The sequence below is a fragment of the Burkholderia sp. FL-7-2-10-S1-D7 genome (assembly GCF_001524185.1).
In the GTDB taxonomy this organism is placed as follows: domain Bacteria; phylum Pseudomonadota; class Gammaproteobacteria; order Burkholderiales; family Burkholderiaceae; genus Burkholderia; species Burkholderia diffusa.
On record NZ_LOWY01000066.1, the window covers coordinates 24,862 to 51,238 of the forward strand.

The following is a 26,377-nucleotide window of genomic DNA, read 5'->3' on the forward strand; positions in this document are numbered from 1 at the left end:
ATGGGGCGAGTATAAGCGTGCGCGAAGCGCGCCGTGCGGTCGCCCGAAAAAGACCGCAATTCCGGACAATCCGCGCGGGCAGCGTGGCGGCACAGTCGAAGTCCGCTTCACTCGTTCCGCTTCGTTGCCGCCATGAACCTGTCGCTTTATTTCGTCACCGTGCTGATCTGGGGCACCACCTGGATCGCGATCAAATGGCAGCTCGGCGCCGTGCCGCCGCCCGTGTCGATCGCGTGGCGCTTCTGGCTCGCGGCCGCCGTGCTGTTCGCGCTGCTGCGCGTGATGCGCCGGCCGGTGCGCCCGCCGCGCGAGGCGTGGCGCTATCTCGTCGCGCAGGGCTTCGCGCTGTTCTGCCTGAATTTCCTGTGCTTCTACTATTCGGAGCAGGTCGTGCCGAGCGGCCTCGTCGCCGTGATCTTCTCGACCGCTCCGCTGCTGAACTCGATCAACGGCCGGCTGTTCATGGGCCGCCCGCTGCGGCCGTCCGCGATCGCCGGCGCGCTGCTCGGGCTGACCGGCATCGCATGCCTGTTCTGGCAGCAGATGGCCGGCCATCTCGACGATCACGCGACCTGGACGGGCCTCGCGATCGCGTTCGCGGGCACGATGTGCTTCTCGGCCGGCAACCTGCTGTCGAGCCGGATGCAGTCGATGGGCCTGCACCCGCTCGTGACCAACGGCTGGGCGATGCTGATCGGCGCGGCGATCCTGACGGTCGGCAGCGCGATGGCCGGGCTGCCGTTCATGATCGACCCGAGCCCGCGCTATCTCGGCGCGCTCCTCTATCTGGCCGTGCCCGGCTCGGTGATCGGGTTCACGGCTTACCTGACCCTCGTCGGCCGGATCGGGCCCGAGCGCGCCGCATACTGCACGGTGCTGTTCCCGATCGTGGCGCTTGCCGTGTCGACGGTCTTCGAGGGCTACCAGTGGTCGCCGCTCGCGGTGGTCGGGCTGTTGCTCGTGGTGGCCGGAAATCTCGTCGCGTTCGATCTGACGCGACGGTTGTTCCTGCGCGCGGCCTGACCGGGGCGGCCGTCGCGATGGCCGCCGGAAACAAAAAAACGCCCGCGCGATGCGGGCGTTTTCGTTTGGGCACCAGGGCAGCGGCCGCCTGGCCGTCCGGCGAGCGGCTCGCTCAAGCCGCCGCGCCGCTCCCCGCGACCCGCGCCTGCCGCTGATACAGCACCATCGACAGCGCGACGCCTGCCGCCGCGGCCACCGCCGCGAAGAGGAACACCTGCGGATAGCCGAACTCACCGGCCACATAGCCCGCGAGCGGGCCCGTGATGCCGAGCGATAGGTCGAGGAACACCGAATACGCGGACAGCGCCGCGCCGCGGCTTGCCGGCGGCACGAGCCCGACGGCCTCGACGCCGAGCGCCGGGAAGATCAGCGCGAAGCCGAAGCCGGTCAGCGCGGCGCCGACGAGCGCGACGTGCGGCACGGGCGCGAGCCACAGCAGCACGAGGCCCGAGCATTCGAACGCGAACGACACGATCGCGACGCGGAAGCCGCCGTAAGTCTTGATCGTGTTCGCGAACAGCAGGCGCGCGCCGATGAACAGCGTGCCGAACACGGTCAGCGACAGCGCAGCGTTCGGCCAGTGGCGTGCCGCGTAGTACAGCGTGACGAAGGTCGCGATCGAGCCGAAGCCGGCGGAGCCGAGCGCGAGACCGAGGCCGTGCGGCAGCACGCGCGTGAACACGCTCGCATACGACATCCGTTCGCCGTGCACGAGCGGCACGGCATCGATCAGGCGTGCAAGGTAAAAGCCGGTCGCGGCGAGCGCGATCACGATCACGCCGATCAGCGCCGGATTCAACGTATGCGCGATCGCGACCCCGACGGGCGCGCCGAGCGCGAGCGCGCCGTAGGTCGCGATGCCGTTCCACGAAATCACTTTCGCGTTGTGCGCGACGCCGACCCGCCCGATGCCCCACAGGATCGCGCCGGTGCCGCACAGGCTCTCGCCGACGCCGAGCACGAGCCGGCTCGCGACCAGCAGCACGAGGCTCGCGACCGGCCAGTGGGCCAGCAGCAGCGCGACGAGCAGCAGCACGCCCGACACGCCGCAGCCGATCAGCCCGCGCAGCACCGTCTGCTTCGGCCCGAGCGTGTCGGCGAAGCGCCCGGCGAGCGGGCGCGACGCGAGTGTCGCGAAATACTGGACGCTGATCGCGCCGCCCGCGACGATCGCGGAAAAGCCGAGGTCGTCGTGGACGAAGCCCGGCAGCACCGCGAGCGGCAGGCCGATGGTCAGGTAGCAGATGAACGTGAAGCAGACGACGGACACGATTTGCAGCGTGACCGCGAACCCGCTGCGCGACGGTGTGGCGGAATCGGTTGACATGGGGTCGGAACGAATGGACGAAACGGGCGGAAGACGGCGAAAAAGGGAATCGGGATTTTCCCATGGAACCGGTTTTCTCGCAGGTACCATTTAGTTAATCGGGACCCGTTTCCGTTGCCGAAGAATCGCTGACGGAACAGTGCCGGCAAGCCTGGAACCCAGATGGGGCAAGGTGCGCGACGCCCGTCGTGCGGCCTCGGCGCCCATATCGCGGCAGTTATATGGGCCCCATGCGTGATGGGCTATGGGTTGCGGAATTTGATGGTGATAGCGTGCAAACTGTCAGAGAAACGTCGGTCGAGCGCCCCGCGCAGGCCGCCTTGCCCCCACTTGAAGAACGATAGAGACATGAGTGAGCTGATCCGCTTCTACCATCGTCACGCGGTCCGCGAAGTCAGCGGCGCGGACGTCACCCGCACCGTGCTGCAATACCTGCGCGAGGACGCGCACTGCACCGGCACCAAGGAAGGCTGCGCGGAAGGCGACTGCGGCGCGTGCACAGTCGTCGTCGGCGAGCTGACCGACGCGGGCACCGTCGCGTTCAAGGCCGTCAACGCCTGCATCCAGTTCCTGCCGACGCTCGATGGCAAGGCGCTGCTCACGGTGGAAGACCTGCGTCAGCCGGACGGTTCGCTGCACCCGGTGCAGCAGGCGATGGTCGATTGCCACGGGTCGCAATGCGGGTTCTGCACTCCCGGTTTCGTGATGTCGATGTGGGCGCTTTACGAGAAGCATGGCCACGAAGGCTGCGGCAGTGCGTGTGCAAAGGCGAAGGACGTGCCGACGCGCACCGAGATCGCCGATGCGCTGACCGGCAACCTGTGCCGCTGCACCGGCTATCGCCCGATCGTCGACGCGACCGTGCGGATGTTCGACGCGACCGGCGACGGTGCGCCGGCGTCTACCGCGCCGGTCGACACGGCCACGCTCGCCCGCACGCTCGCATCGCTCAAGCGCGACGACACGTTCGACTACACGACGCCCGACGGCGCGCGCTTCGCGGCGCCGCGCACGCTCGACGCGCTGGCCGCGCTGAAGGCCGAGCGTCCCGCTGCGCGGATCCTCGCCGGCAGCACCGACATCGGCCTGTGGGTCACCAAGCAGATGCGCCGTCTGGACGACCTGATCTACGTCGGCCAGATCGCCGAACTGCAGAACGTCGTACACGGCGACGACTGGATCGAGATCGGCGCGGGCGTGACGGTCGAGAACGGGTATGCGGCGCTCGCCGTCACGTATCCGGAACTGACGGAAATGTGGAAGCGCTTCGCGTCGCTGCCGATCCGCAACGCAGGGACGATCGGCGGCAACGTCGCGAACGGTTCGCCGATCGGCGACTCGATGCCGGGCCTGATCGCGCTCGGCGCGCGGGTCGTGCTGCGCGGCGGCGACACGGTGCGCGAGCTGCCGCTCGAGGCGCTCTACACGGGCTATCAGCAAAAGGACATGGCGCCGCACGAATTCGTCGTCGGCCTGAAGGTGCCGACCCGCACCGGCGCGCGCGCGAAGCTGCAGTTCCGGACGTACAAGCTGTCGAAGCGGTTCGACTCCGACATTTCGGCGGTGTGCGCGGCCTTCGCGTTCATCGCGGACGGCGATCTGATCCGCGAGCCGCGCATCGCGTTCGGCGGGATGGCCGCGACGCCGAAGCGCGCGACGCACACGGAAAGCCTGCTCGACGGCGCGCAATGGCACGAAGCCACCGCGCAGGCCGCGATGCAGGCGCTCGAGCGCGACTACCAGCCGCTCACCGACATGCGTGCGACGAGCGCGTATCGCCTCGATACCGCGAAGAACCTGATGTACCGATTCTGGCTGGAGACGCGTCCGCACGACCCGCTGCCGCCGCAAGCCCTGAATGTGCGTGAAGTGGCCGCGGAAGTCGGCATCGACGCGGCGCGCGTCTGAAGACGGAGAATACCGAAGATGAACCAGCAAGCAGAACCGTTCCTGAACACCCTCGACCCGCAGGCCGACGCCGCGCAGGTGCACGTCTCGCGCGCGCACGAATCGGCCCACCTGCACGTGAGCGGGCGCGCGACCTACACCGACGACATCCCGCTCGTCGCGGGCACGCTGCACGCGGCGCTCGGGTTGTCCGCGAAGCCGCACGCGAAGATCGTGTCGATGAACTTCGACGCGGTGCGCGCGACGCCCGGCGTGGTCGCCGTGTTCACGGCCGACGACATCCCGGGCGTGAACGACTGCGGCCCGATCATCCACGACGACCCGGTGCTCGCCAAGGGCATCGTGCAGTTCGTCGGCCAGCCGATGTTCATCGTCGTCGCGACGTCGCACGAAATCGCGCGGCTCGCCGCGCGCCGCGCGCAGGTCGACTACGAGGAGCTGCCCGCGATCCTGACCGCGCAGGATGCGCGCAAGGCCGAAACCTACGTGATCCCGCCGCTGAAGCTCGCGCGCGGCGACGCGGCCGCGCGACTGGCCGCCGCGTCGCATCGCGCGTCGGGCGAGATGCTGCTCGGCGGCCAGGAGCAGTTCTACCTGGAAGGTCAGATCGCCTACGCGGTGCCGAAGGACGACGACGGGATGCACGTGTACTGCTCGACGCAGCACCCGAGCGAGATGCAGCATCTCGTCGCGCACGTGCTCGGCGTCGCGTCGCACAACGTGCTGGTCGAATGCCGCCGGATGGGCGGCGGGTTCGGCGGCAAGGAATCGCAGTCGGGCCTGTTCGCGTGCTGCGCGGCGCTCGCCGCCTGGAAGCTGTTGTGCCCGGTGAAGCTGCGTCCGGACCGCGACGACGACATGATGATCACCGGCAAGCGGCACGATTTCCACTACCGCTTCGACGTCGGCTACGACGACGACGGCCGCCTCGACGGCGTCGCCCTCGACATGACGTCGCGCTGCGGCTTCTCGGCGGACCTGTCGGGCCCGGTGATGACGCGCGCGGTGTGCCACTTCGACAACGCATACTGGCTCGGCGACGTCGACATCGCCGGCTACTGCGGCAAGACCAACACGCAGTCGAACACCGCGTTCCGCGGTTTCGGCGGCCCGCAGGGCGCGTTCGCGATCGAATACATCCTCGACGACATCGCGCGCTCGCTCGGCCGCGATCCGCTCGACGTGCGCTACGCGAACCTGTACGGCAAGACCGAACGCAACGTGACGCCTTACGGGCAGACGGTCGAGGACAACGTGCTGCACGAACTGCTCGGCGAACTCGAGACGACGAGCGACTACCGCGCACGGCGCGCGGGCGTGCGCGAATTCAACGCACGCAACACGGTGCTGAAGAAGGGCATCGCGCTCACGCCGGTGAAGTTCGGCATCGCGTTCAACGTCACGCACTTCAACCAGGCCGGCGCGCTGGTGCACATCTACACCGACGGCTCGGTGCTCGTGAACCACGGCGGCACGGAGATGGGGCAGGGGCTCAACACGAAGGTCGCGCAAGTGGTCGCGCACGAGCTCGGCATCCGCTTCGGCCGGATCCGCGTGACGGCGACCGACACGAGCAAGGTCGCGAACACGTCCGCGACGGCCGCGTCGACGGGCTCCGACCTGAACGGCAAGGCCGCGCAGGATGCGGCGCGTCAACTGCGCGAGCGCCTCGCGGCGTTCGCGGCGAAGCAGTTCGGCGACGGCAAGATCGATGCGGCCGACGTGAAGTTCGGCAACGATGTCGTGTGGGTCGGCGGCCACGGTGTGCCGTTCGGCGAAGTGATCGCGAAGGCCTACCTTGCACGTGTGCAGTTGTGGTCCGACGGCTTCTACGCGACGCCGAAGCTGTACTGGGATCAGTCGAAGCTGCAGGGCCGGCCGTTTTACTACTACTCGTACGGCGCGGCCGTGTCGGAAGTCGTGATCGACACGCTGACGGGCGAGATGCGCACGCTGCGCGTCGATGCGCTGCACGACGTGGGCGCGTCGCTGAACCCGGCGCTCGACATCGGCCAGGTCGAAGGCGCGTTCATCCAGGGGATGGGCTGGCTCACGACCGAGGAGCTGTGGTGGAACGCGGGCGGCAAGCTGATGACGCACGCGCCGTCCACGTACAAGATTCCGACCGTCAACGACACGCCGCCCGAGTTCAACGTGCGGCTGTTCCAGAACCGCAACGTCGAGGACAGCATCCACCGGTCGAAGGCCGTCGGCGAGCCGCCGCTGCTGCTGCCGTTCTCGGTGTTCTTCGCCGTGCGCGACGCGATTGCCGCGGTCGGCGACTACCGGGTGAATCCGCCGCTCGACGCGCCGGCCACCGGCGAGTCGATCCTGCGTGCGGTGAATGCAGTGCGCGCGGCGGGCGCCGCGCGGGCAGGCTGACATGAACCGGCCCCCAGGCTCACTGCGCTCGCTGCATGCCGCGTCGCATGCGCCCGCCGCCGGTTGCGACGGCGCGTGCGGCAACGCGCCTTCGATCGGGACGTTCGCGCCGGGCACCGGCCGGCGCAACCGCGCGAGCGCGGCGCAGCCGCCGATGCACATCGTGCTGTTCGGCGCGGGGCACGTCGGTCATGCGCTCGTCACGCTGCTCGGCGCACTGCCGTGCGTCGTGCAGTGGGTCGACACGCGCGACGAGCTGTTCCCGGACGAATGTCCGCCGAACGTGCAGCCGGAGTCGACCGACACGCCGGAGGCCGTTGTCGACGCCGCGCCGCCCGGCGCGTACTTTCTCGTGATGACGCACAATCACGCGCTCGATTTCTCGCTCGCCGCGCAGATCATGCGGCGGCGCGACTTCGCGTACTTCGGGATGATCGGTTCGCGCACCAAGCGCGTGAAGTTCGAGCGCCGGCTCGCGGCGCGCGGCGTCGATCCGGCGCGGCTCACGGAGATGGTGTGCCCGATCGGCATCGCGGGCATCGTCGACAAGGCGCCCGGCGCGATCGCGGTGGCCGTCTGCGCGGAACTGCTGCAGGCCCGCTCGGGCATGCCGGTGGCCGATGCGAAGGCGGCCGCGGCGGGGCGCGTGCGCGACGACGTGAGCTGCGCGCGGTAACGACGCGGGCCGGCACGCCCGACGCACGTCCGCCGGTTTTTGCCTACACTTCACGGATCGCGCGGCATCGGGCCGCGCGTCTTTTCGTGCAGGCACCATGTCCGATCCCCAGGTCTATCTCGACGCACTCGATGCAAGCGTCGTCGACATCGAGCGCTGGCTGTCCGGCACCGATACTTCACCCGCGGCGCTCGAGGCGCTGATCGCGCCTTTTTCCGCCGATTTCACGATGATCATGACCGACGGCCGCGCGCTCGACCGCGACGCCACACGCGCGCTGTTCGCGAAGCTCGGCGGCGCGAAGCCGGGGCTGCGCATCGCGCTGTCGGACATCCGCGTGCTCGCGGCCGACGCAACGCATGCGGTGCTCACCTATCTCGAAGCGCAGCATGCGGCATCGGGCGAACTGCCCGCGCGTCGCGCGACCGCCGTGTTCGCACGCGACGCGGCCGGCATCGTGCGCTGGACGCATCTGCAGGAAACCTTCTGCACGGCCTGAGCGGCGGCGCTGCGTCATCGCGCGCAGGCCGTGCCGCGCGGCGTCACCGCTTGCGGCCGCGTGCGGCCGTCAGCTCGTCGGACACGCTCTGCATAAGCGCGCACAGCCACGCGATGTCGGTCGGGCGATCGGGGTGCGGTTGCGTGAGCAGGTAGCTCTTGATGCGCGGGAACGGCACGGGCGGCGTGACGACGACGAGCGGTAGCAACTGCGCATAGTGCGTCGCGAAGCGGCGCGTCGTCGTGAAGATCAGGTCCGACTGCAGCAGCACCTGCGGCACGATTCCGAAGTACGGCAGCGTCGTCACGATCCGCCGCGTGAGGCGCGCGCGTGCGAGGCCGATCTCGATCGCGTTGCGCTTGTCGCCGGTGTACGGCGTCGGCGCGACGTGCGCGGCCGACGCGTACGCTTCGCGCGTCAGCGGTGCATGGGCGAGCGGATGCGCGTCGCGCATCAGGCACACGATCGTGTCGGAGAACAGATCCTGGCGCGCGAACCGCGGGTCGGGCTTCGGCCAGTTGCCGATCACGAGATCGAGCGCGCCCGACTCGAGCGCCTCCGCGTGATCGAGCGCGGGATTCAGCGAGTCGATTTCCAGATGCGCATGCGGCGCCGCGTCGCGAAAGCGTTCGATCAGCGTCGGCATGAAGAAATCGTTCAGGTAGTCGGGCGCGGCGACGCGGAACGTGCGCCGTGCCGACGACGGGTCGAAGTCGCCGTGCGGCGTCGCGATGAAGTCGACTTCGCGCAGCGCGCGCGACGCCGCGCCGAGCAGCGACGCGCCGTACTCGGTCGGCACCATCCCGGACTTGCCGCGCACGAGAATCGGATCGTTCAGCGTCTCGCGCAGCTTGCGCAGCGCGGTGCTGATCGCGGGCTGGGTCTGGTTCAGCCGCAGTGCGGCCTGTGTGACGCTGCGCTCGAGCAGCAGCGTGCGCAATACGCGCACGAGCCAGATATCGAGCGAGGCGGTACGGTCGTCGTCTTCCATCGGTGCGCGGTGATTCGGGAGAAGCGTAACCTTACCGCAGCTACGCGTCGCGGTGCGTGATACCGGCCATCACGCGCGCCCCTTCGGCAGCGTGCTGATCCGCTTGACCTCGCGCGACTCGAGCCAGTTCGGCGTGCGCGCGCAGTACAGCACCATTGGCAGCGCGTCCTCGCCCCAGAACAGCTGCTGGTTCATCCAGAACGTCGGCACGCCGAACACGCCGAGCGCGATCGCGTCGTCGGTGTTGCGGCGCAACTGCGCGCTCGTTTCCTCGAATTCGATCAGCTCGTCGCCGTGCCCGACGCCGACGCGCTCGCACAGCGCGGCGAACCCGTTCGGCGTCGACGGATCGTTGCCGTCGTGCCAGATGAAGCGGAACATTTCCAGCACGGTCGCGATGTCGGCGCGCAGCGCGATCGCGAGGCGCAGCACCTTGTCGGTGTCGAACGGATGCGCGGGCGGCATCTTGAAGCGGATGCCGAGCTGTTCGGCCCGAAACAGCGCATGGCGGTACGTGAACATGCGCTTGGCCGGCACGTCGGCGGTCGGGCGCTGTCCCCAGTGGCGCTGCAGGTCGGGCAGCGACACGGCGACGGGATCGAACGGCACGTCCGGCCATTTGTCGTGCTGTTCGAGCAGCAGGTAGGAGAACGGCGACACGAAGTCGAAGAACCAGGCGGGCTGGGCAGTGTCGAGGCCGGTTGTCATGGCGATCTCCAGAGAATGGGGCGTGTGCGCCTCGCGGCGACCTTCATGTTATGCGGCGACGCGCGCATGCAGCCGCGCGGATGCAGCAATGATCGCGGATCGGCCGCTCATGCGGAACCGGGAGTCGCCCGAGGGGGCTCGCCGGCCGGCGCCGCGGCCGCGCCGCCGTGTGTCGCCGCGAAGCCGCCGGCGCCGGATGTGCCCGACGCGGCGTCGTGGTCTTGCGCGGTGAGCCGCTCGCGCACGAAGCCGATGTGCTCGCGCAGCACGTAGAACTGCCCCGCATACGCGAGCGGCATCTTCATCCGGTTCACGGCTTCCTCGATGTCGTCGAGTTCGTCGAGCAGATGGACGCGCTCCTCGGCCGTATGCTCGCCGAGCGCGCGGCGCTCGAGCGCGATCAGCGCGCCGTACCAGCGGTAGATGCGCGAACGCACGCGCCAGCCGTACAGCGACGGCACCAGCCGCAGCCCGGGGATCAGCACGACGATCAGCGGCACCACCACGACCAGCAGCCGGTCGACGAGACTCGCGACCCAGAACGGCAGCCGCCGGTACAGGAAGGTCTTGCCCGACTTGTAATAGCGCGCCGCGTCGTCGGACAGCGGGAAGCCGCGCGTGACGGCCGACGGGAATTCGCCCGCGTGCTGCAGGATTGTCGCGTGGCCGTGCACCTCGCGCGCGGCCTCGATCAGCAGGTCGGACAACGCGGGGTGCAGCGAGTCGCGCGCGACCAGCTCGATCGTCGGCGCGACCGTATGGATGTCGGCGGGCGGCAGGTTCTGGCCGAGATCGTAGACGCCCATCGGCAGCGTGATCGCGGTCAGGTACGGAAAGCGCCGCGCGTACGCCTCGGCCTGCGTGAACGAGTACACGTGCACGCCGGGCGCGCGGAATAGCTTCGCCATCACCGGGATCTGCGTCGAGTCGCCGGACAGGAATGCGGCGTCGATCCTGCCGTCGAGCAGCGCGGTCGCCGCGTCCTCGCCGGCCGTCGGCAGCAGCTCGGTCGAGCCGCCCGGCACGATGCCGTTCATCTTCAGCAGCGCGAGGCTCAACTCGCGCGCGCCGCTGCCTTCGGCGCCGAGCGCAAGCCGCTTGCCCTTGAAGTCGGACAGGCGCGCGACCACCGGGCCGCGGTACATGATCGCGAGCGGCACGTAGCCGATGCTGCCGAGCGATACCAGGTGCTCGTCGCGCTCCTTCGGGCCGATGCCGCTCTGCACGAAGCCGACGTCGACCGGCGCGTTCGGGTTCGACAGCCGGGCGAGGTTCTGCGCGGATCCTTCGGATGACTGGACGTCGAGCGTGACGCCGTTCTTCGCGAGAATCGCCTTGTATTTCTGCGCGGCGTTCCAGTAGGTGCTGCCGGGCGGGCCGGACGAAATCACGAGCGTGGATGGCGGCGCCGGCTGGATCAGCTTGACCGCAAGCCAGACCGCCGCGACCGCGAGCAGGACGGTGGGGCCGATCGACAGCGCGAGGTCGCGCCACGACACCGCGACGAAGCGGGCGAGGATGCGGCGGGGCGGGCGAGGGCGGGCTGGCTTCATGGAGTTGACGGATGACACGGGCGTGACGCATCGATGACGTGCGTCACGGACGATGTACGCGATGCAGGTTCTGGCGGCGATGGTACCCGGTTTCGCCCGGCATGCGCGAGTCCGGCGCCGTGGCGCGGCGGCGGACACCCGCGCGCGAGCCCGCGGCCGCCGGGCGGTCGCGCGTCAAAAGCTTTGCGCTTCGGCGGGCGCTGGATTACATTGTGCGTCGCAGCCGCGACCGATTCGCGCGCGACCCGGCACGCAATGAGACCGGGCGCGTCCGGCCGGCGGCTGTCCGGCCCGGCCGGCCCGCATTCGCGTGCGCCGGTCGCCGGCCCGTGTCGCCTCTCTCGCATCGCCGTGGAAATCATCGGCCGTCCCGCCCGTTCGCGCGCGGGCCGGCTGCCTTTGGGGGTATCCGGCCGTACTGTGCGCGGCCGTTCCGAAGTCACAAGGAGATAGCATGAAGTCGATCGTGTTGAGAGCGTTGGGTGTTGCGGCCGTGGCTGCCTGTCTGTCGGGCAGCGTCTATGCGCAGTCGAGCGATACGGCGGCAACCGAGGCGCCGGCTGCGGCAGCGAGCTCGCCGAAGGCCGCGGCCAAGGCCGTGAAGAAGGCGAACCGCAAGCTCGGCTACGCGGTGCGCAAGGCAATTACGAAGGCAGGCGGCATCGACGTCGCGAACATCGTCGTGCGCTCGAAGGGCGGCGCGATCTCGCTGGAGGGCACGGTGCCCGACCAGGCACAGATCGACAAGGCGGAAGAGGCAGCGAAGAGCGTGAAGGGCGTGACGTCGGTCACGAACAAGCTGACGGTCCAGCAGCAATGATGCCGGGCGGCGGCGCGCCAGCGCCGCGCGCCCGCTTGCGACGGGCCCCGGCGTACCGGGGCCCGTTCGCGCTTTAGAATGCCTCGGGCCTGCCGCTTTGCGCCAGGCTCCCCGAACGGGTGTTCCCAAGGGACCTCCTTCTGGACGGAAAGCCTGGACGGCCCGGCTTTCTTCAGAGGCCGTGAGCCGCGCACGACGCAGCGGCGGACCAATAACGATATCGAGAGGGCGGCAATGACGACGCACGGTTGGGGCAGTCGGATTCTCTTGGGCGCGGCGCTGGTCGCGGTCGCGATGCTCGGTGCCTGCAACGGTGACGATTCGGGCGAGCGCAACCGGTTGCCGGGTTTCGTGTCCGGCAGCGTGCGCACGACCGCCTATGACGGCACGAGCGACGATCTGCTGACGGCCGGCCTCGGCAAGACCGGGCTCGCCGCCGCCACCGCGCCCGCGTTCGCGAATCCGTCCCGGCCGACGAGCGCCGAGCTGCGCCGGGTCGCGATCTGGTCGAACTACCGCGCGCTCGTCGACATGAGCGCCAATGGCGGCTATGGCCGTTTCTGGGGGCCGAACGTCGATCTCGACGGCAACGACACGCTCGGCGAAGGCAAGATTCCCGGCACCGAATATCTCGCGTATGTCGACGACGGCAGCGGCCGCAAGAACGTGACGCTGCTCGTGCAGGTGCCCGCGAGTTTCGATCCCGCGCAGCCGTGCATCGTCACGGCGACGTCGTCCGGTTCGCGCGGCGTGTACGGCGCGATTTCGGCGGCCGGCGAGTGGGGCCTCAAGCGCGGCTGCGCGGTCGCATACAACGACAAGGGCGGCGGCAACGGCGCGCACGAACTCGGCTCCGACACGATCACGCTGATCGACGGCACGCTCGCCGACGCCGTGCTCGCCGGCAACGCCAGTCTCTTTACCGCCAACGTGACGAGCGGCGACCTGGCCGCCTTCAACAGCCGCTTCCCGAACCGCTACGCGTTCAAGCACGCGCATTCGCAGCAGAATCCCGAGCAGGACTGGGGGCACGTGACGCTGCAGGCGGTCGAATTCGCGTACTGGGCGCTCAACGAGCAGTTCGGGCCGCTGCTCGACAGCTCGCATCACGGCGTGCGCTACCACCCGGGCGACATCACGACGATCGCCGCGTCCATCAGCAACGGCGGCGGCGCGGCGCTCGCGGCGGCCGAGCAGGACACGCGGCGCTGGATCACCGCGGTCGTGGTCGGCGAGCCGCAGGTCAACGTGCGGATGGCGCCGAACGCGGTCGTGCGCGAGGGCGGCCAGCCGGTGCCGTCGTTCGGCCGGCCGCTGGCCGACTACGCGACGCTCGCGAACCTGCTGGAGCCGTGCGCGGCCGCATCGGCGTCGCTCGCGGGCGCGCCGTACCTGAGCGCGCTGCCGGCCGCCACCACGCAGTCGATCCGCACGCAGCGCTGCGCGACGCTCGCCGCGGCGGGGCTCGTGTCGGGCGCCGATACGCAAAGCCAGGCCGCCGACGCGCTTGCGCAACTGCATGCGGCAGGCTATCTCGCCGATTCCGACCTGCTGCAGGCGCCGATGTGGGACTCGCAGGCGATTCCGGCGATCGCGGTCACCTATGCGAACGCGTACACGCGCTCGCGCGTGACCGACAATCTGTGCAATTTCAGCTTCGCGACCACCAGCGCGGCGACGGGCGCGGTCGCGCCGCCCGCTACGTCGCCGATGCCGGCCGTGTTCGGTCTCGGCAACGGCGTACCGCCGACCGCCGGCGTCAGTCTCGTGTTCAACACCGGCGCGGGTGTCGACCACCGGCTCGCGACGCCCGACGCGAGTTTCGCGGGCGCGCTGTGCCTGCGGCAGCTGTGGACCAACGGGATGCTCGACATGCCGGCGAACGTCGACGCGGTGCGCGTGAACGCGAACCTGCAGGGCAAGCCTGCGATCATCGTGCAGGGCCGCAGCGACGCGCTCGTGCCCGTGAATCACGCGTCGCGCGCATACGTCGCGCAGAACGGCATCAGCGAAGGCGGCAGCAGCCAGCTCGTGTTCTACGAGGTGACGAACGGACAGCACTTCGATGCATTCCTGCCCGTCGCGGGCTTCGACACGCGCTTCGTGCCGGTCCATTACTACAACCTGCAGGCGCTGAACCTGATGTGGCGGCACCTGAAGAGCGGCGCCGCGCTGCCGCCGTCGCAGGTGATCCGCACGGTGCCGCGCGGCGGCTCGCCGGGCGCCGCGCCGGCGCTGACGAGCGCGAACTTGCCGCCGATCTCGGCGTCCCCCGGCGCGAACACGATCACGACCGGCGCTGGCGCGATCGACGTGCCGCTCTGACGGCGCCCGTCGCGCCGCGATACCGAAGCCGGGCAGTCGTCCGGCTTTTTTCTTTTCGACGCCTGGAATCGGTCCCGCACTGGCCTTTATCGGAATGGCGCGCGCTGTAACAAATTATTACTTTACGACGTAAAACCCGGAATCTATTATGCGCCGAGATTTTCACTTAATTTAATAAATTACCGCAAAGACAATATTCCTTTCCGTATAGTTAATCGATCCTTTCGATTTTATTAAATCGGCTCGAGCTGCGATTGGTCGCCGTTTTGCGATTGATCGGCATTTCGCCGAGGGGGATCGTTCGTCTGTTGGAAGCGAAGGCGCCTTTTCTGGCGGGCTTCGCGGGGAATGCTTTTGCTTGTCGTTTCTCGCGCATGCGGATGCCAGGGCGGAATCCGCATTGCCGCGCATTATTGAATCGTCGTTTGCAATGGAATTGATTCCATTGTGTGTAGAAGAATATGGGTGGGGTAAATCGTGCCGATCGGTATTCGCCGATCCGGTAAAAAACTCGGAGTGCATCGCAAAACGAATGCGCTCCCGGTGCGGAGCGTCGGCGCAAATGATCCTTTGCGACCGGCGGTATTTATCGTTCTGTTCGAGAGGCAATAATGACGACACTGAAGTCCTTGAAAGACGGTTTCGCGCTATTTGGAACGACACTGAGCGTGCCGCTCGCCGCAGCCGCTGCCGCGGCGCTGCTCGTCACGGGGTGCGGCGGCGACGACGGGTCCGGCCCGACCGCCGCCACCGCGGCGGCCGCGACGACGTCGAACGGCAGCACGGCGGCCTCCACCAATGCAACGGCCGCCGTCCCGGCCGACCAGCCTTACGTCGACAACGACGTGTACGGCACCGGGCCGAACGACGCGGTCACGGATTCGACCGAAGGGGCCGCGGTCGTGCACCGCCAGGTCACGATCGGCGGCAAGACCGTCCAGTACACGGCCACCACGGGCCACCTGACCACGATCGATCCGATCACGTCGGCGCCGAACGCGAAGATGTTCTACGTCGCGTACACGCAGGACAACCCGGACCCGTCGAAGCCGCGCCCGGTCACGTTCTTCTACAACGGCGGCCCCGGCTCGTCGTCGGTCTACCTGCTGCTCGGCTCGTACGGGCCGAAGCGCCTGCAGTCGTCGTTCCCGAACTTCACGCCGCCGGCTCCGTACAAGCTGCTCGACAACCCGGACAGCCTGCTCGACCGCACCGACCTCGTGTTCATCAACCCGGTCGGCACCGGCTACTCGGCGGCGATCGCCCCGGCGAAGAACAAGGACTTCTGGGGCACTGACCAGGACGCGCGCTCGATCGACCGCTTCATCCAGCGCTACCTGACCAAGTACTCGCGCTGGAACTCGCCGAAGTTCCTGTATGGCGAGTCGTACGGCACGGCGCGCAGCGCGGTCGTATCGTGGGTGCTGCACGAGGACGGCATCGACCTGAACGGGATCACGCTGCAATCGTCGATTCTCGACTACGCGAACGCGCTGTCCGCGCCGGGCACCTTCCCGACGCTCGCGGCCGACGCGTTCTACTGGAAGAAGACGACGCTCAACCCGACGCCGACCGATCTCGACGCGTACATGGTGCAGGCCCGCAACTATGCGGACAACACGCTCGCGCCGCTTGCGCAGAAGCCGAATCCGCAGGACGGCGGCTTCGTGAACGTGCGGCTGAACCTGAACCTGCAGACCGCGCAGCAGATGGGCTCGTACATCGGCACGGATCCGACGTCGCTGATCCAGACGTTCGGCAACCCGGCCGCGCTCGGCAACGTGCCGTCGTCGGACGACAACCCGCCGTACACGTTCTTCCTGACGCTCGTGCCGGGCACGCAGATCGGCCAGTACGACGGTCGCGCGAACTTCACGGGCAAGGGCATCGCGCCGTACATCCTGCCGAACTCGGGCAGCAACGATCCGTCGATCACGAACGTCGGCGGCGCGTATACGGTGCTGTGGAACAGCTACATCAACACCGACCTCAAGTACACGTCGACGTCGTCGTTCGTGGACCTGAACGACCAGGTGTTCAACAACTGGGACTTCAGCCACACGGACCCGACCGGCGCGAACAAGGGCGGCGGCAATACGCTGTACACGGCCGGCGACCTGGCGTCGACGATGAGCGTGAACCCGGACCTGAAGGTGCTGTCGGCGAACGGCTATTTCGACGCGGTCACGCCGTTCCACCAGACGGAGCTGACGCTCGCGCAGATGCCGCTCGACCCGACGCTCAAGGCGCAGAACCTGACGATCAAGAACTACCCGTCGGGGCACATGATCTACCTGAACGACGCGTCGCGGACCGCGCTGAAGGGCGATCTCGCCAACTTCTACGACGGCATCCTCGCGAACCGCACCGCACTGCAGCGCGTGCTGAAGCTGCAGGCGCGCACGCAGCAGCTCAAGCAGCAACAGTTGAAGCAGCAGGGGCAGTAAGCATCGCGTTGCGGCCCGCGCGGTTCGGCCTTGCGCCGGGCGGTGCGGGTTCGCGAGGCCCCGGATGGACGACAGCCCGATCGGCGCAGGCCGGTCGGGCTGTTTTTTCAGAGCATGGCGATGCCGGCGGCTGAAGCAGGCGCCCGGTGGCGGCGCCTACGCGAGCACGAGCCGCACGCCGACCGCGACGAGCGTCGCGGCGAGCAGGTTGCGCAGCAGCCGTTCGGGCGCGCGCGCCGACAGCAGGCTGCCGAGAACGATGCCGGGCAGCGAGCCGAGCAGCAGCGACAGCAGCATCGACCAGTCGACCGAGCCGAGCAGCCAGTGGCCCATGCCCGCGATGAGCGTGAGCGGCACCGCGTGCGCGATGTCGGAGCCGACGATGCGCGTGGTCGCGAGCATCGGGTACAGCAGTAGCAGCACGGTGACGCCGATCGCGCCGGCGCCGACCGACGTCATCGACACGAGCACGCCGAGCACGGCGCCCGTCAGCACGGTCGACCACAGCGTGCGCGCGGGGCTCGGCGCGAGCGGGTTGCGCGCGGCGAGCGCGGTCAATTGCGGACGGAAGATCAGCGCAAGCGACGTGAGCAGCAGCGCGATGCCGAGCACGAGCTGGATCATGCGCGCGGTGCCCGGCGTGTTCATCCCGTGCGTGTGCAGCCACCACAGCGTGAGCGCCGCGGCCGGGACGCTGCCGGCCGCGAGCCGGCCCGTGATACGCCAGTCGATCGACCCCTTCAGGCCATGGACGAGCGTGCCGGTCGCCTTGGTCGCGGCCGCGTACAGCAGGTCGGTGCCGACCGCCGTCGCGGGGTGGACCCCGAACAGCAGCACGAGGATCGGCGTCATCAGCGAACCGCCGCCGACGCCCGTCAGGCCGACGAGGATGCCGACGAACAGGCCGGACAGGGAGTACAGCAGATCGATATGGGGAAGCGACATCGGAAGCAGGCGGTTATGCGGCGTTCGGCGGCGGCGCGCGGCCGCTGCGCGCGCGTCAAAGTCCGCCATTGTCGCAAATGTGGCGGTTCGATGTACGACTGCGTTAAAAATCGGCCGCGAAGGCCCGTGCGGCGGGCGGCTGGCGGGGCGTGAAACGGGCGTTCGATCGACGGCGAGGCCGATTACGCGATCGGCCCGAAGGGTATGACGAATCGGGCATGCGTGCCGTGCCCCGGCGCGCGCAAAAAAGGGCGCGACAGTGCGCGCCCCGTTACGATGCCGGCGACCGGTGCCGCCCGCCGACGGTCAGTGCATCGCGGGGCCGACGCCTTCGACGCCGTTCTGCGGCCGGATGCGCAGCGCAAGGCCGATCAGCGCGGCCGCGGCGGCGAACACCGCGCCGAACGCGAAGGCTGCGTGGTAGCCGCCGTTCAGCGCGTCGAGCGGCGCGGCGTGCGCGGCCGCGAGCGCATCGGTGCGGGCGGCCGCAAGGCTCGCGAGCACGGCGAGGCCGAGTGCGCCGCCCATCATGAACGCGGTGTTGACGATGCCTGACGCGAGCCCCGAATCGGCCGGGTCGACGTCGCTCATCGCGGCGAGCAGCACCGGATTGAACGCGACGCCGGCGCCGATGCCGAGCAGCGTCATGCCCGGCAGCACGTGCCAGACGAAGCTGCCGTCCGCCGGCGCGCGCGAGAACAGCGCGAGGCCGCACGCCGCGATGAGCAGGCCGGCCGCGATCGGGCCGCGGATTCCGAAGCGCATCACGATCCGCGCCGACAGCCCGAGCGAGAACGCGGCCATGATCAGGTTTGCCGGCAGGAACGCGAGCCCGACCTGCAGCGGCCCGTAGCCGAGCACGCGCTGCATGTAGAGCGCGGACAGGAAAAACCACGCGAACATGGCCGCCGCCCACAGCACGCCGATCACGTTCGCGAGCGCGACGTTGCGCGCGGCGAACAGCGTGAGCGGCATCAGCGGATGCGCGACGCGCGCCTCGATCGCGATGAACAGCGCGAGCAGCACGACGGCCGCGCCGATCAGCACGACGGTCTGCGTCGACAGCCAGCCGGCCTCGTTGCCGCCGACGATTCCGTAGACTGCGAGCATCAGCGACGCGGTCACGGTGATCGCGCCCGCGACGTCGAGCCGCGCGGCGCCGGACGGCGCGCGCATGCGCGGCAGCAGCGCGACGCACATCGCATAGACCGCGATGCCGATCGGCAGGTTGACGAGGAAGATCCAGTGCCACGACAGCGTGCTCGTCAAGAGCCCGCCGAGCAGCACGCCGATGCTGCCGCCGCCCGCGCAGACGAAGCCGTAGACGCCCATCGCGCGCGCCCGTTCGCCTGGTTCGGTGAAGAGGTTCATGATCAGCGACAGCGACACGGCCGACACGATCGCGCCGCCGAAGCCCTGCACCGCACGCGCGGCGATCAGCATCGTCTGCGACTGCGCGAGGCCGCAGGCGAGCGATGCGAGCGTGAACACGACGAGGCCGGCGAGGAACATGCGCCGCTGGCCGTACAGGTCGCCGAGCCGGCCGCCGAGCAGCAGGCAGCCGCCGAACGTCAACAGGTATGCGTTGACGACCCACACGAGGGCCGTCTCGGTGAAATGGAGGTCGGTGCTGATCGACGGCAGCGCAACGTTGACGATCGTGCTGTCGAGCACGATCATCAGCACGCCGAGGCAGAGGACGATCAGCGCGTACCAGCGCTTCTCGCCGTGGATCCCGTGGGTCATGGGCTGGCCGCCTTCTCTCAGATAGTTATTTGAAAGGCTGCATTGTAGACGTCATTCGCGCGCGCTTCCTGCCGGTTTATGGCAGGAGCGACGCGTAGCGGCGGCGCGCGTCGCGCGGCGCCGGGCGGTTATCCGCGCGGCGGCAGTTCGCAGCCGTCGGGGCCGCACGCGGCGGCGTCGCCGGCGAATTCGACGATGGCGCTATCGCGCCACGCCTGCTCGAGTGCCTGCGCGAACACGTCGGTCGGCTGCGCGCCCGATACCGCGTAACGGCCGCCGAACACGAACAGCGGCACGCCGCGTCCGCCGATCTGCGCCGCGCGCGCGATGTCGGCCTCGACTTCGTCACGGTATGCGTCGCTGCGCAGCACGGCTTCGACGGCCGAGCGCTCGAGCCCCGCTTCGACCGCGAAGTCGATCAGCGCCGCGTGGTCGAACAGCGAGCCGTGCTCGCAGAAATACGCGCGGTACAGCCGCTCGGTCAGCGCATGCGCATGGCCGGTCGCTTCCGCGAGCTTCACGAGCCGGTGACCGTCGAGCGTGTCGCCGGCTAACGTGCCGGGCAGGTCGTAGCGGAGCCCGACGCTCGCGGCCGCATCGGTCACCTGGCGCAGCATCTGGTCGACCTGCGCGGGCGACATCCGGTACTTGCCGGCGAGCATCGCCTCGACCGGTTCGACCGGCTGGCCCGGCATCAGCCGGTACGCGCGCAGCGCGACGTCGACGTGCTCGGCGTGCGCAAACGCGGCGAGCGCCTCGTCGAAGCGGCGCTTGCCGATCCAGCACCATGGGCAGATCAGGTCGGACCAGATTTCGACGGTCAGGGTCGGGCGGGCAGTCGGGGCAGGGGTGGTCGTCATGGGTGGTTCGGGGCGGCAAATAAATGTAACCGCGACTATATCACTTTATGCTTCGGGGCTTCGTCGGGGTCTCGCCCGGGCGAAACGGGCCGGCCCGGACGCTTCACCGAGCATGGACACACATGGTGTATAGCGGCAGCGATCGTCGATGGCGGCATGCCCGGCGCCGCCGCCCGCCGCCCGCGCCGCTTACGCGTCGCCCTGCGTTTCCTTCAGATGCTTCAGGTGCTTGTAGACGGTCGCGCGCCCCATCCCGAGCACGTTCGCGACGTAGTTCGCGGCGCTCTTGCCACGGAACGCGCCTTCCGCGTACAGCGCTTCGACGAGCTCGCGCCGGTGCTCGCGCGTGAGCCCGTTCAAGCCGACCTGCCGCTCGCGCAGCCAGCCGTGCAGGAACGTGTTGATGCGCTCCTGCCAGTCGTCGCGGAACAGCTCGTCCGGTTGCGCGACGATGCCCGCGCCCTTGATGAAGACGTCGAGCGTCGCGCGGACGTCGTCGAACACCGCGATGTTGAAGTTGATGCACATCATCCCGGCCGGACGACCTTCGTCGTCGAACAGCACGTTGCTCACGCAACGCATCCGCCGGCCGTCCCAGTTCAGCTTTTCGTACGGACCGATCACGCGCTCGCGCGCCGAATGATCGATTTCCTCGAGCGCGGAGTCGTCGCCGACCTCGCGCTTCGACAGGTTGTTCGCGAGATACAGCACGGTCTGGTCGTGCAGGTCGTGGATCACGACTTCCGCATACGGGAAGAACAGCGCCGCGATGCCGTCGGCGATCGGTGCATAGCGGGTGAGCAGCAGGTCTTTGACGGGGGATTGCTTCTTGCGCATCGGAATCGTCATCTCGGGTGAGCGGGGGCCGGGCGGTGCGTCGGTACGGCGCGCCGGCGTGCCGTCGACCGGCTGGTCCGTGCGCCCGCGCGCTGCCGCCGCGGCGGTTGCGCCATTGTATCGGCCCCACGCGCGCGTGCTGCTCATGCGCGCGTCAGATGCGTGTACAGCGCGTGTGCGATCGCGATGTCCTCGAGCCCAAGGCCGATCGAGCGGAAGAACGCATGACGCGCGCGCGAGGGCGCCGCGCACGTGCCGGCGACGAGCGCGGGCAGGTCGCCGACGATCCGCTCGGGCGTCCAGCCGTGCCCGGCCGCCGCGATCTGCATCTCGCCCGCGCTCGCGGGCGTCGTGTGCCGGTAGTCGCAGTACACGTCCATGTCGGGCAACCACGCGGGCGGGATCTCGTGCGCGCGCGCGACGTTGGTGCTGATCGACGTGACGAGCGCGGGGCGCGTGAGCATGCCGTCCGCGAGCACCGGCGTGCCCGACGACGTGCACAGCATCACGACGTCCGCGTCGCGCACGCACGCCTCGACGCTGGCGGCCGCACGGGCCCGCGGATCGATCCGCGCAAGCGTCGCCTGTAGCGCCGGGTCGCCGGCGAGCGCGGGCGAATGGACGCTGATCGATGCCCAGTCGCGCAACGCCGCGGTGTGGCGCAGATGCGCGAGGCCGACCGCGCCCGTGCCGATCACGGCGAGCCGGCGCGCGTCGCGCGGTGCGAGGCAGTCGACCGCGAGCGCCGTCGTGCCGGCCGTGCGCTCGACCGTCAGCAGCCCCGCGTCGCACCACATCAGCGGCTGGCCGGTGCGCATCGACATCAGCGCGGTCCATGCGGTGACGATCGGTTTCCCGTCGGGTGTGCCGCCCGTCACGACGTACGGAGACAGCTTCGCGCCGAACACCTGCTCGTCGGCGAGCGCGCCGAGATACGTGATGAAATCGCCGGCCTGCTCGGGGAACAGCGTGAGGGTCTGCGGCGGCTGCACCGCGCGGGCCGACGCGAGCGACGCGAACATGCGGCGCAGCGTGCCGAGCACGTCGAGCGACGGCAGCGCCGCGCGCACCGCGGCTTCGTCGACGACCAGCGGCAGGGTCGGGGCGGTTTGCGTCATGGGGCTTCTCCGGTCGGGGCCGGACAGGAGAGTCTCGACATAGCGTGTCCGGCGGTGTTCGTGGTGGACTAAAAGTCTAATATAGACAAAAGAATTCTGGCGAGTTTTTCTTTTTCGGACCGGGTTGCGCCATGCGTCACGGTAAAAACGTCGCTAAATCAATGGTATGTAGCGCGGGCGGTGGCGATCCGATCACTGCATCGCGCTTGCGATTATCGTATCCCCTATAGTCTATAGTAGACTTAGAGTCTATATTTTGCGTGCAGACCGGCGTGCCGTCGCACGATGATCGGTCTTCATCGCCTCAATCCGGAATCGAAGGACATCCGTCATGAACTGGAAGCTTTCCCTCTGCGCCGTCGCGGCGCTTGCGTGCGCGGCCGTCTCGGCCCACGCGGAACAGACCACGCTGCGCTTCGGGATCGAAGCCGCGTATCCGCCGTTCGAGAGCAAGACGCCGGCCGGCCAGCTGCAGGGGTTCGATGTCGACATCGGCAACGCGGTGTGCGCGAAGCTGAACATGAAGTGCGTGTGGGTCGAGAATGCGTTCGACGGGCTGATCCCGGCGCTGCAGGCGCGCAAGTTCGACGCGATCAATTCGGCGATGAACATCACCGCGAAGCGCAAGCAGAGCATCGACTTCACGCCGGCGATCTACGTGGTGCCGATCGTGATGGTCGCGCACCGCGGCTCGCCGCTGCGGCCCGATGCCGCGAGCCTGCGCGGCAAGCACGTCGGCGTGCTGCAGGGCTCGTCGCAGGAGGATTTCCTGAAGGCGCACTGGGCGAATGCGGGCGTGGCCGTCGTGTCGTATCAGGACCAGGACCAGATCTATGCCGATCTCGTCGCCGGACGTCTCGACGCGGCCGTGCAGGAAGCGCAGACCGCGCAGGACGGTTTCCTCGACAAGCCGGCCGGCCGCGACTACCAGATCGTCGGCGACGCGCTGAAGGATCCCGCGACGCTCGGCGAAGGCACCGGCTTCGGGATGCGCAAGGGCGACAAGGCGCTGCAGGCGAAGATCGTCGGCGCGCTCGACGCGCTGAAGAAGGACGGCACGCTGAGTGCGCTGTCGCAGAAGTACTTCAAGCGCGACATCGTCGCGAAGTAAGCCTGGCCGCGCGCCGGCCGCGGTGCCGGCGCGCGTCGCATCGAATCTCGACGCAGTACGGGGAAGCATGGATTTCGACGTCATCGTTCTGGGGGCCGGCATCGTCGGCGTGTCGTCGGCGCTGCATTTGCAGGATCGCGGGCTGCGCGTTGCGCTCGTCGACCGGCGCGCGCCCGGCGAGGAAACGAGCCACGGCAATGCCGGGCTGATCGAGCGCTCGTCGGTCGTGCCGTACGCGTTCCCCCGCCGTCTCGGCACGCTGCTGCGCTACGCACGCAACCGCTCGGTCGATCTCTATTGGGACTACAAGGCATTGCCCGCGTATGCGGGCTGGCTCGCGCGCTTCTGGCGCGAATCGTCGCCGCAGCGGCTCGCGGCCGCCGCGCGCGACATGCTGCCGCTCGTCGCGGCGAGCGTCGTCGAGCACGACGCGCTGCTCGCGCGCACCGACGCGCAGCCGCTCGTGCATGACGGCGGGTGGATCGAGGCGTTCCGTTCACCGGCGCTGTTCGACGCGGAAACGCGTGCGCAGCAGCGGGTGGCCGACGCGCACGGGTTGCGGATGAGCGTCCTCGACGCGCGCGCGTTGCGCGAGCGCGAGCCCGGCATCGGCGACGCATTCTGCGGCGCATTCCACTGGCAGGACCCGAAGACCGTGTCGAGCCCCGGAGGCCTGACGAAGGCGTACGCGCGGCTGTTCGAGCGTGACGGCGGCACGTTCGTGCGCGGCGACGCGGCGACGCTCGCGCAGGTGGACGGCGGCTGGCGGGTCAATACCGAGCATGGGCCGATCGCGGCCCGCTCGGCCGTGGTCGCGCTCGGGCCGTGGTCCGATCACGTGTTCGCGCCGCTCGGCTACCGGATTCCGCTGCGCGCCAAGCGCGGCTATCACATGCATTACCGGCCGACCCGCGCGCCGCTGAACGTGCCCGTGTGCGATACCGAGGAGGGTTTCGTCGTCGCACCGATGGAGGGCGGCCGCCTGCGGCTCACGACCGGCGTCGAGATCGCGTTGCGCGGCGCGCCGCCGACCGGCGTGCAGCTCGCGCGCGCCGAGCCGCTGGCGCGCGACGCGTTCGGCATCGGCGAGCGGCTCGATCCGGCGCCGTGGCTCGGGATGCGGCCGTGCACGCCCGACATGCGGCCGGTGATCGGGCCTGCGCCGGGCCATCGTCATCTGTGGTTCGCGTTCGGCCATTGCCACCACGGGCTGACGCTCGGCCCCGCGACCGGGCGTCTGCTCGCCGAGATGATGACGGGCGAGCCGACCTACATCGATCCCCATCCGTACCGACCCGCGCGCTTCGGCTGAGCGCGTTTCGATAGACGGCCGCCGCAGTGCGGCCGTCACATTTTTTCATTTGGTTATCCGTATTATCCGCAGTCGCGCAAATGGAAATGATCTGCGTAATTGATCGGAAAGAAATCGCGAAATAAGAAAAACGATAAACGCGTGATTTATTAATGCATTTTCATGAAATTGAAATGCGAAGCAGGCGATCCGCTCGGGCAATCCGGCGACGCTTTTACAACGGACGTCCCGACCTGGCGCGGAATGTACCGGAACACGTTACTTCGGGCCTCGCAAACGTTACGTTACATCCGTGCGCCGGACGTCTGATTCGTCAGATGATTGCGGCAGTGCAACACATTTATTCGCCCGGAAATCCATATAAAACCGTTATTGACTTGCAATAGATCAACGAATCAATTCGTCTTATCCGGGTGGCACAGTTCGTGCAATCCGTCCCCATGCTTTATCAACGTAGTGCCAACCGAGATGGGGTAAAGATGGGACAAAAGTTTGAATTGACGGGTGTGGCGCTGTCGGTCGCGACGGTGTTCGGGGTACTGGCTTCCGGTTCGGCAATCGCGGGGACGCTCGATGCGCTGCCGCTTCCGCAGGTAATCGTGAATCCGCCGACGAACAGCGTCTCGATCGGGCTGGCCGCGACCGGCACGTCGCCGCTGGGTTCGGTCACCGTGGCGGCGGGCGGGTCGGGCGCGATTCAGACGTCGCTGGGCGATCCGGCGCAGGCATTGTCGGGCGCGGTGAACGCGCTGCAAGGCGCGCTCGGCGGCGCCGGCGGCACGGTGACGCCGCTCGCGCCGGTGCAGGGCGTGGTGAATCAGGTGACGGGGGCGCTCACCGGCGGCAATCCGGCAGGTGCGTTGACCGGTGCGCTGGGCACGGCGACGGGGACGTTGAGCAATGCGGTTGGTACGGTGACGGGTGCGCTCGGTAACGTTGGCGGCGGTGCAAACCCGCTGGCGCCGGTTCAAGGCGTCGTAAATCAAGTGACGGGCGCGCTCGGCGGTGGCAATCCGGCTGGTGCATTGACCGGTGCCCTCGGCACGGTCACGGGTGCGCTGGGTAACGTGGGTGGCGGTGCAAATCCGCTGGCGCCGGTTCAAGGCGTCGTCAATCAAGTGACGGGCGCGCTCGGCGGCGGCAACCCGGCAGGTGCGTTGACCGGTGCCCTCGGCACGGTGACGGGTGCGCTGGGTAACGTGGGTGGCGGTGCGAATCCGCTGGCGCCGGTTCAAGGTGTCGTGAATCAAGTGACGGGCGCGCTCGGCGGCGGCAACCCGGCAGGTGCGTTGACCGGTGCCCTCGGCACGGTGACGGGTGCGCTGGGTAACGTGGGTGGCGGTGCGAATCCGCTGGCGCCGGTTCAAGGTGTCGTGAATCAAGTGACGGGCGCGCTCGGCGGCGGCAACCCGGCAGGTGCGTTGACCGGTGCCCTCGGCACGGTGACGGGTGCACTGGGTAACGTGGGTGCCGGTGCAAACCCGCTGGCGCCGGTTCAAGGTGTCGTCAATCAAGTGACGGGTGCGCTCGGCGGTGGCAATCCGGCCGGTGCGTTGACCGGTGCGCTCGGCACGGTGACGGGTGCGCTGGGTAACGTGGGTGGCGGTGCGAATCCGCTGGCCCCGGTTCAAGGCGTCGTCAATCAAGTGACGGGCGCGCTCGGCGGTGGCAATCCGGCAGGTGCGTTGACCGGTGCTCTGGGCACGGTGACGGGTGCGCTGGGTAACGTGGGTGGCGGTGCGAACCCGCTGGCGCCGGTTCAAGGCGTCGTCAATCAAGTGACGGGCGC

20 protein-coding genes are annotated in these 26,377 nt (G+C 68.6%); 11 read left to right on the plus strand and 9 right to left on the minus strand.

Annotated elements, in window-relative coordinates; all coding sequences use genetic code 11:
• Positions 1-132 precede the first annotated feature (132 nt).
• A complete protein-coding gene (locus tag WS75_RS20215) occupies positions 133-1,023 on the plus strand; it encodes a DMT family transporter (protein WP_059682487.1) in 891 nt (296 codons plus the stop codon).
• 112 nt (positions 1,024-1,135) lie between these two features.
• Here WS75_RS20215 and WS75_RS20220 read toward each other — a convergent pair whose 3' ends face one another.
• Positions 1,136-2,350, minus strand: coding sequence for an MFS transporter (locus WS75_RS20220; RefSeq protein ID WP_059682490.1), 1,215 nt, complete (start codon positions 2,348-2,350; stop codon positions 1,136-1,138).
• 348 nt (positions 2,351-2,698) lie between these two features.
• On the opposite strand from WS75_RS20220, the gene xdhA reads away from it, so the two are divergent.
• From xdhA to WS75_RS20240, 4 genes are all read left to right on the plus strand, one after another.
• The gene (xdhA, locus tag WS75_RS20225) at positions 2,699-4,258 is read left to right on the plus strand and encodes a xanthine dehydrogenase small subunit (protein ID WP_059682494.1); all 1,560 of its coding nucleotides are present in this window, start codon (positions 2,699-2,701) and stop codon (positions 4,256-4,258) included.
• Between the two features lie 18 nt (positions 4,259-4,276).
• Positions 4,277-6,640, plus strand: a complete 2,364-nt coding sequence (gene xdhB / locus WS75_RS20230; RefSeq protein WP_059682496.1) for a xanthine dehydrogenase molybdopterin binding subunit — start codon at positions 4,277-4,279, stop codon at positions 6,638-6,640.
• Position 6,641: 1 nt separating this feature from the next.
• On the plus strand, positions 6,642-7,316 hold the full coding sequence (gene xdhC / locus WS75_RS20235) for a xanthine dehydrogenase accessory protein XdhC (protein WP_059682535.1): 675 nt from the start codon (positions 6,642-6,644) through the stop codon (positions 7,314-7,316).
• Between the two features lie 97 nt (positions 7,317-7,413).
• Positions 7,414-7,815 (plus strand): nuclear transport factor 2 family protein, encoded by a 402-nt coding sequence (locus WS75_RS20240; RefSeq protein ID WP_059682498.1) that lies wholly within the window; start codon positions 7,414-7,416, stop codon positions 7,813-7,815.
• 43 nt (positions 7,816-7,858) lie between these two features.
• Here WS75_RS20240 and WS75_RS20245 read toward each other — a convergent pair whose 3' ends face one another.
• The 3 genes from WS75_RS20245 to WS75_RS20255 all read right to left on the minus strand — a co-directional run bounded on the left by WS75_RS20245 (position 7,859) and on the right by WS75_RS20255 (position 11,067).
• Complete coding sequence (locus tag WS75_RS20245; RefSeq protein WP_059682500.1) at positions 7,859-8,806, minus strand: LysR family transcriptional regulator; 948 nt, start codon at positions 8,804-8,806, stop codon at positions 7,859-7,861.
• 69 nt (positions 8,807-8,875) lie between these two features.
• Entirely contained in the window at positions 8,876-9,514 is a 639-nt protein-coding gene (locus tag WS75_RS20250) for a 2-hydroxychromene-2-carboxylate isomerase (protein WP_059682502.1), read from the minus strand.
• A gap of 107 nt (positions 9,515-9,621) precedes the next feature.
• Complete coding sequence (locus WS75_RS20255) at positions 9,622-11,067, minus strand: TAXI family TRAP transporter solute-binding subunit (RefSeq protein ID WP_059682505.1); 1,446 nt, start codon at positions 11,065-11,067, stop codon at positions 9,622-9,624.
• 454 nt (positions 11,068-11,521) lie between these two features.
• Here WS75_RS20255 and WS75_RS20260 point away from each other — a divergent pair, with 454 nt between their 5' ends.
• The 3 genes from WS75_RS20260 to WS75_RS20270 all read left to right on the plus strand — a co-directional run bounded on the left by WS75_RS20260 (position 11,522) and on the right by WS75_RS20270 (position 16,659).
• Entirely contained in the window at positions 11,522-11,887 is a 366-nt protein-coding gene (locus tag WS75_RS20260; RefSeq protein WP_059682508.1) for a BON domain-containing protein, read from the plus strand.
• A gap of 234 nt (positions 11,888-12,121) precedes the next feature.
• Complete coding sequence (locus WS75_RS20265) at positions 12,122-14,212, plus strand: D-(-)-3-hydroxybutyrate oligomer hydrolase (RefSeq protein WP_059682510.1); 2,091 nt, start codon at positions 12,122-12,124, stop codon at positions 14,210-14,212.
• A 611-nt stretch (positions 14,213-14,823) separates the two neighbouring features.
• Positions 14,824-16,659: a S10 family peptidase gene (locus WS75_RS20270; protein WP_059682512.1), complete on the plus strand. Its 1,836-nt coding sequence runs from the start codon at positions 14,824-14,826 to the stop codon at positions 16,657-16,659.
• Positions 16,660-16,815: 156 nt separating this feature from the next.
• Here WS75_RS20270 and WS75_RS20275 read toward each other — a convergent pair whose 3' ends face one another.
• The 5 genes from WS75_RS20275 to WS75_RS20295 all read right to left on the minus strand — a co-directional run bounded on the left by WS75_RS20275 (position 16,816) and on the right by WS75_RS20295 (position 22,165).
• Positions 16,816-17,604, minus strand: coding sequence for a sulfite exporter TauE/SafE family protein (locus WS75_RS20275; protein WP_059682537.1), 789 nt, complete (start codon positions 17,602-17,604; stop codon positions 16,816-16,818).
• A gap of 306 nt (positions 17,605-17,910) precedes the next feature.
• A complete protein-coding gene (locus WS75_RS20280; protein WP_059682514.1) occupies positions 17,911-19,350 on the minus strand; it encodes a DHA2 family efflux MFS transporter permease subunit in 1,440 nt (479 codons plus the stop codon).
• A gap of 128 nt (positions 19,351-19,478) precedes the next feature.
• Positions 19,479-20,210 carry a DsbA family oxidoreductase gene (locus tag WS75_RS20285; protein WP_059682515.1) on the minus strand — a complete coding sequence of 244 codons (732 nt, stop codon included), beginning with the start codon at positions 20,208-20,210 and terminating at the stop codon, positions 19,479-19,481.
• Positions 20,211-20,399: 189 nt separating this feature from the next.
• Positions 20,400-21,194 carry a helix-turn-helix transcriptional regulator gene (locus WS75_RS20290; RefSeq protein WP_059682518.1) on the minus strand — a complete coding sequence of 265 codons (795 nt, stop codon included), beginning with the start codon at positions 21,192-21,194 and terminating at the stop codon, positions 20,400-20,402.
• Positions 21,191-22,165, minus strand: a complete 975-nt coding sequence (locus WS75_RS20295; RefSeq protein WP_059682521.1) for an ornithine cyclodeaminase family protein — start codon at positions 22,163-22,165, stop codon at positions 21,191-21,193. The genes WS75_RS20290 and WS75_RS20295 overlap by 4 nt, the downstream gene beginning before the upstream one ends.
• Positions 22,166-22,496: 331 nt before the next feature.
• Here WS75_RS20295 and WS75_RS20300 point away from each other — a divergent pair, with 331 nt between their 5' ends.
• The 3 genes from WS75_RS20300 to WS75_RS20310 form a co-directional block, all read left to right on the plus strand.
• Positions 22,497-23,276, plus strand: coding sequence for an ABC transporter substrate-binding protein (locus WS75_RS20300; RefSeq protein ID WP_059604546.1), 780 nt, complete (start codon positions 22,497-22,499; stop codon positions 23,274-23,276).
• Between the two features lie 67 nt (positions 23,277-23,343).
• Positions 23,344-24,588 carry an NAD(P)/FAD-dependent oxidoreductase gene (locus WS75_RS20305; protein ID WP_059682524.1) on the plus strand — a complete coding sequence of 415 codons (1,245 nt, stop codon included), beginning with the start codon at positions 23,344-23,346 and terminating at the stop codon, positions 24,586-24,588.
• Between the two features lie 479 nt (positions 24,589-25,067).
• On the plus strand, positions 25,068-26,377 hold a 1,310-nt coding region (locus WS75_RS20310; RefSeq protein WP_373558510.1), incomplete at its 3' end, for a beta strand repeat-containing protein.

What these genes read in the sequence shown, in the direction of transcription:
- WS75_RS20280 (WP_059682514.1), bottom strand. Translation starts at nt 19,350, where the DNA reads ATGACCCACGGGATCCACGGCGAGAAGCGCTGGTACGCGCTGATCGTC.
- WS75_RS20260 (WP_059682508.1), top strand. Translation starts at nt 11,522, where the DNA reads ATGAAGTCGATCGTGTTGAGAGCGTTGGGTGTTGCGGCCGTGGCTGCC.
- xdhC (WP_059682535.1), top strand. Translation starts at nt 6,642, where the DNA reads ATGAACCGGCCCCCAGGCTCACTGCGCTCGCTGCATGCCGCGTCGCAT.
- WS75_RS20285 (WP_059682515.1), bottom strand. Translation starts at nt 20,210, where the DNA reads ATGACGACCACCCCTGCCCCGACTGCCCGCCCGACCCTGACCGTCGAA.
- WS75_RS20250 (WP_059682502.1), bottom strand. Translation starts at nt 9,514, where the DNA reads ATGACAACCGGCCTCGACACTGCCCAGCCCGCCTGGTTCTTCGACTTC.
- WS75_RS20255 (WP_059682505.1), bottom strand. Translation starts at nt 11,067, where the DNA reads ATGAAGCCAGCCCGCCCTCGCCCGCCCCGCCGCATCCTCGCCCGCTTC.
- WS75_RS20220 (WP_059682490.1), bottom strand. Translation starts at nt 2,350, where the DNA reads ATGTCAACCGATTCCGCCACACCGTCGCGCAGCGGGTTCGCGGTCACG.
- xdhA (WP_059682494.1), top strand. Translation starts at nt 2,699, where the DNA reads ATGAGTGAGCTGATCCGCTTCTACCATCGTCACGCGGTCCGCGAAGTC.
- WS75_RS20275 (WP_059682537.1), bottom strand. Translation starts at nt 17,604, where the DNA reads ATGTCGCTTCCCCATATCGATCTGCTGTACTCCCTGTCCGGCCTGTTC.
- WS75_RS20305 (WP_059682524.1), top strand. Translation starts at nt 23,344, where the DNA reads ATGGATTTCGACGTCATCGTTCTGGGGGCCGGCATCGTCGGCGTGTCG.
- WS75_RS20240 (WP_059682498.1), top strand. Translation starts at nt 7,414, where the DNA reads ATGTCCGATCCCCAGGTCTATCTCGACGCACTCGATGCAAGCGTCGTC.
- WS75_RS20300 (WP_059604546.1), top strand. Translation starts at nt 22,497, where the DNA reads ATGAACTGGAAGCTTTCCCTCTGCGCCGTCGCGGCGCTTGCGTGCGCG.
- WS75_RS20295 (WP_059682521.1), bottom strand. Translation starts at nt 22,165, where the DNA reads ATGACGCAAACCGCCCCGACCCTGCCGCTGGTCGTCGACGAAGCCGCG.
- WS75_RS20245 (WP_059682500.1), bottom strand. Translation starts at nt 8,806, where the DNA reads ATGGAAGACGACGACCGTACCGCCTCGCTCGATATCTGGCTCGTGCGC.
- WS75_RS20270 (WP_059682512.1), top strand. Translation starts at nt 14,824, where the DNA reads ATGACGACACTGAAGTCCTTGAAAGACGGTTTCGCGCTATTTGGAACG.
- WS75_RS20215 (WP_059682487.1), top strand. Translation starts at nt 133, where the DNA reads ATGAACCTGTCGCTTTATTTCGTCACCGTGCTGATCTGGGGCACCACC.
- WS75_RS20265 (WP_059682510.1), top strand. Translation starts at nt 12,122, where the DNA reads ATGACGACGCACGGTTGGGGCAGTCGGATTCTCTTGGGCGCGGCGCTG.
- WS75_RS20290 (WP_059682518.1), bottom strand. Translation starts at nt 21,194, where the DNA reads ATGAGCAGCACGCGCGCGTGGGGCCGATACAATGGCGCAACCGCCGCG.
- xdhB (WP_059682496.1), top strand. Translation starts at nt 4,277, where the DNA reads ATGAACCAGCAAGCAGAACCGTTCCTGAACACCCTCGACCCGCAGGCC.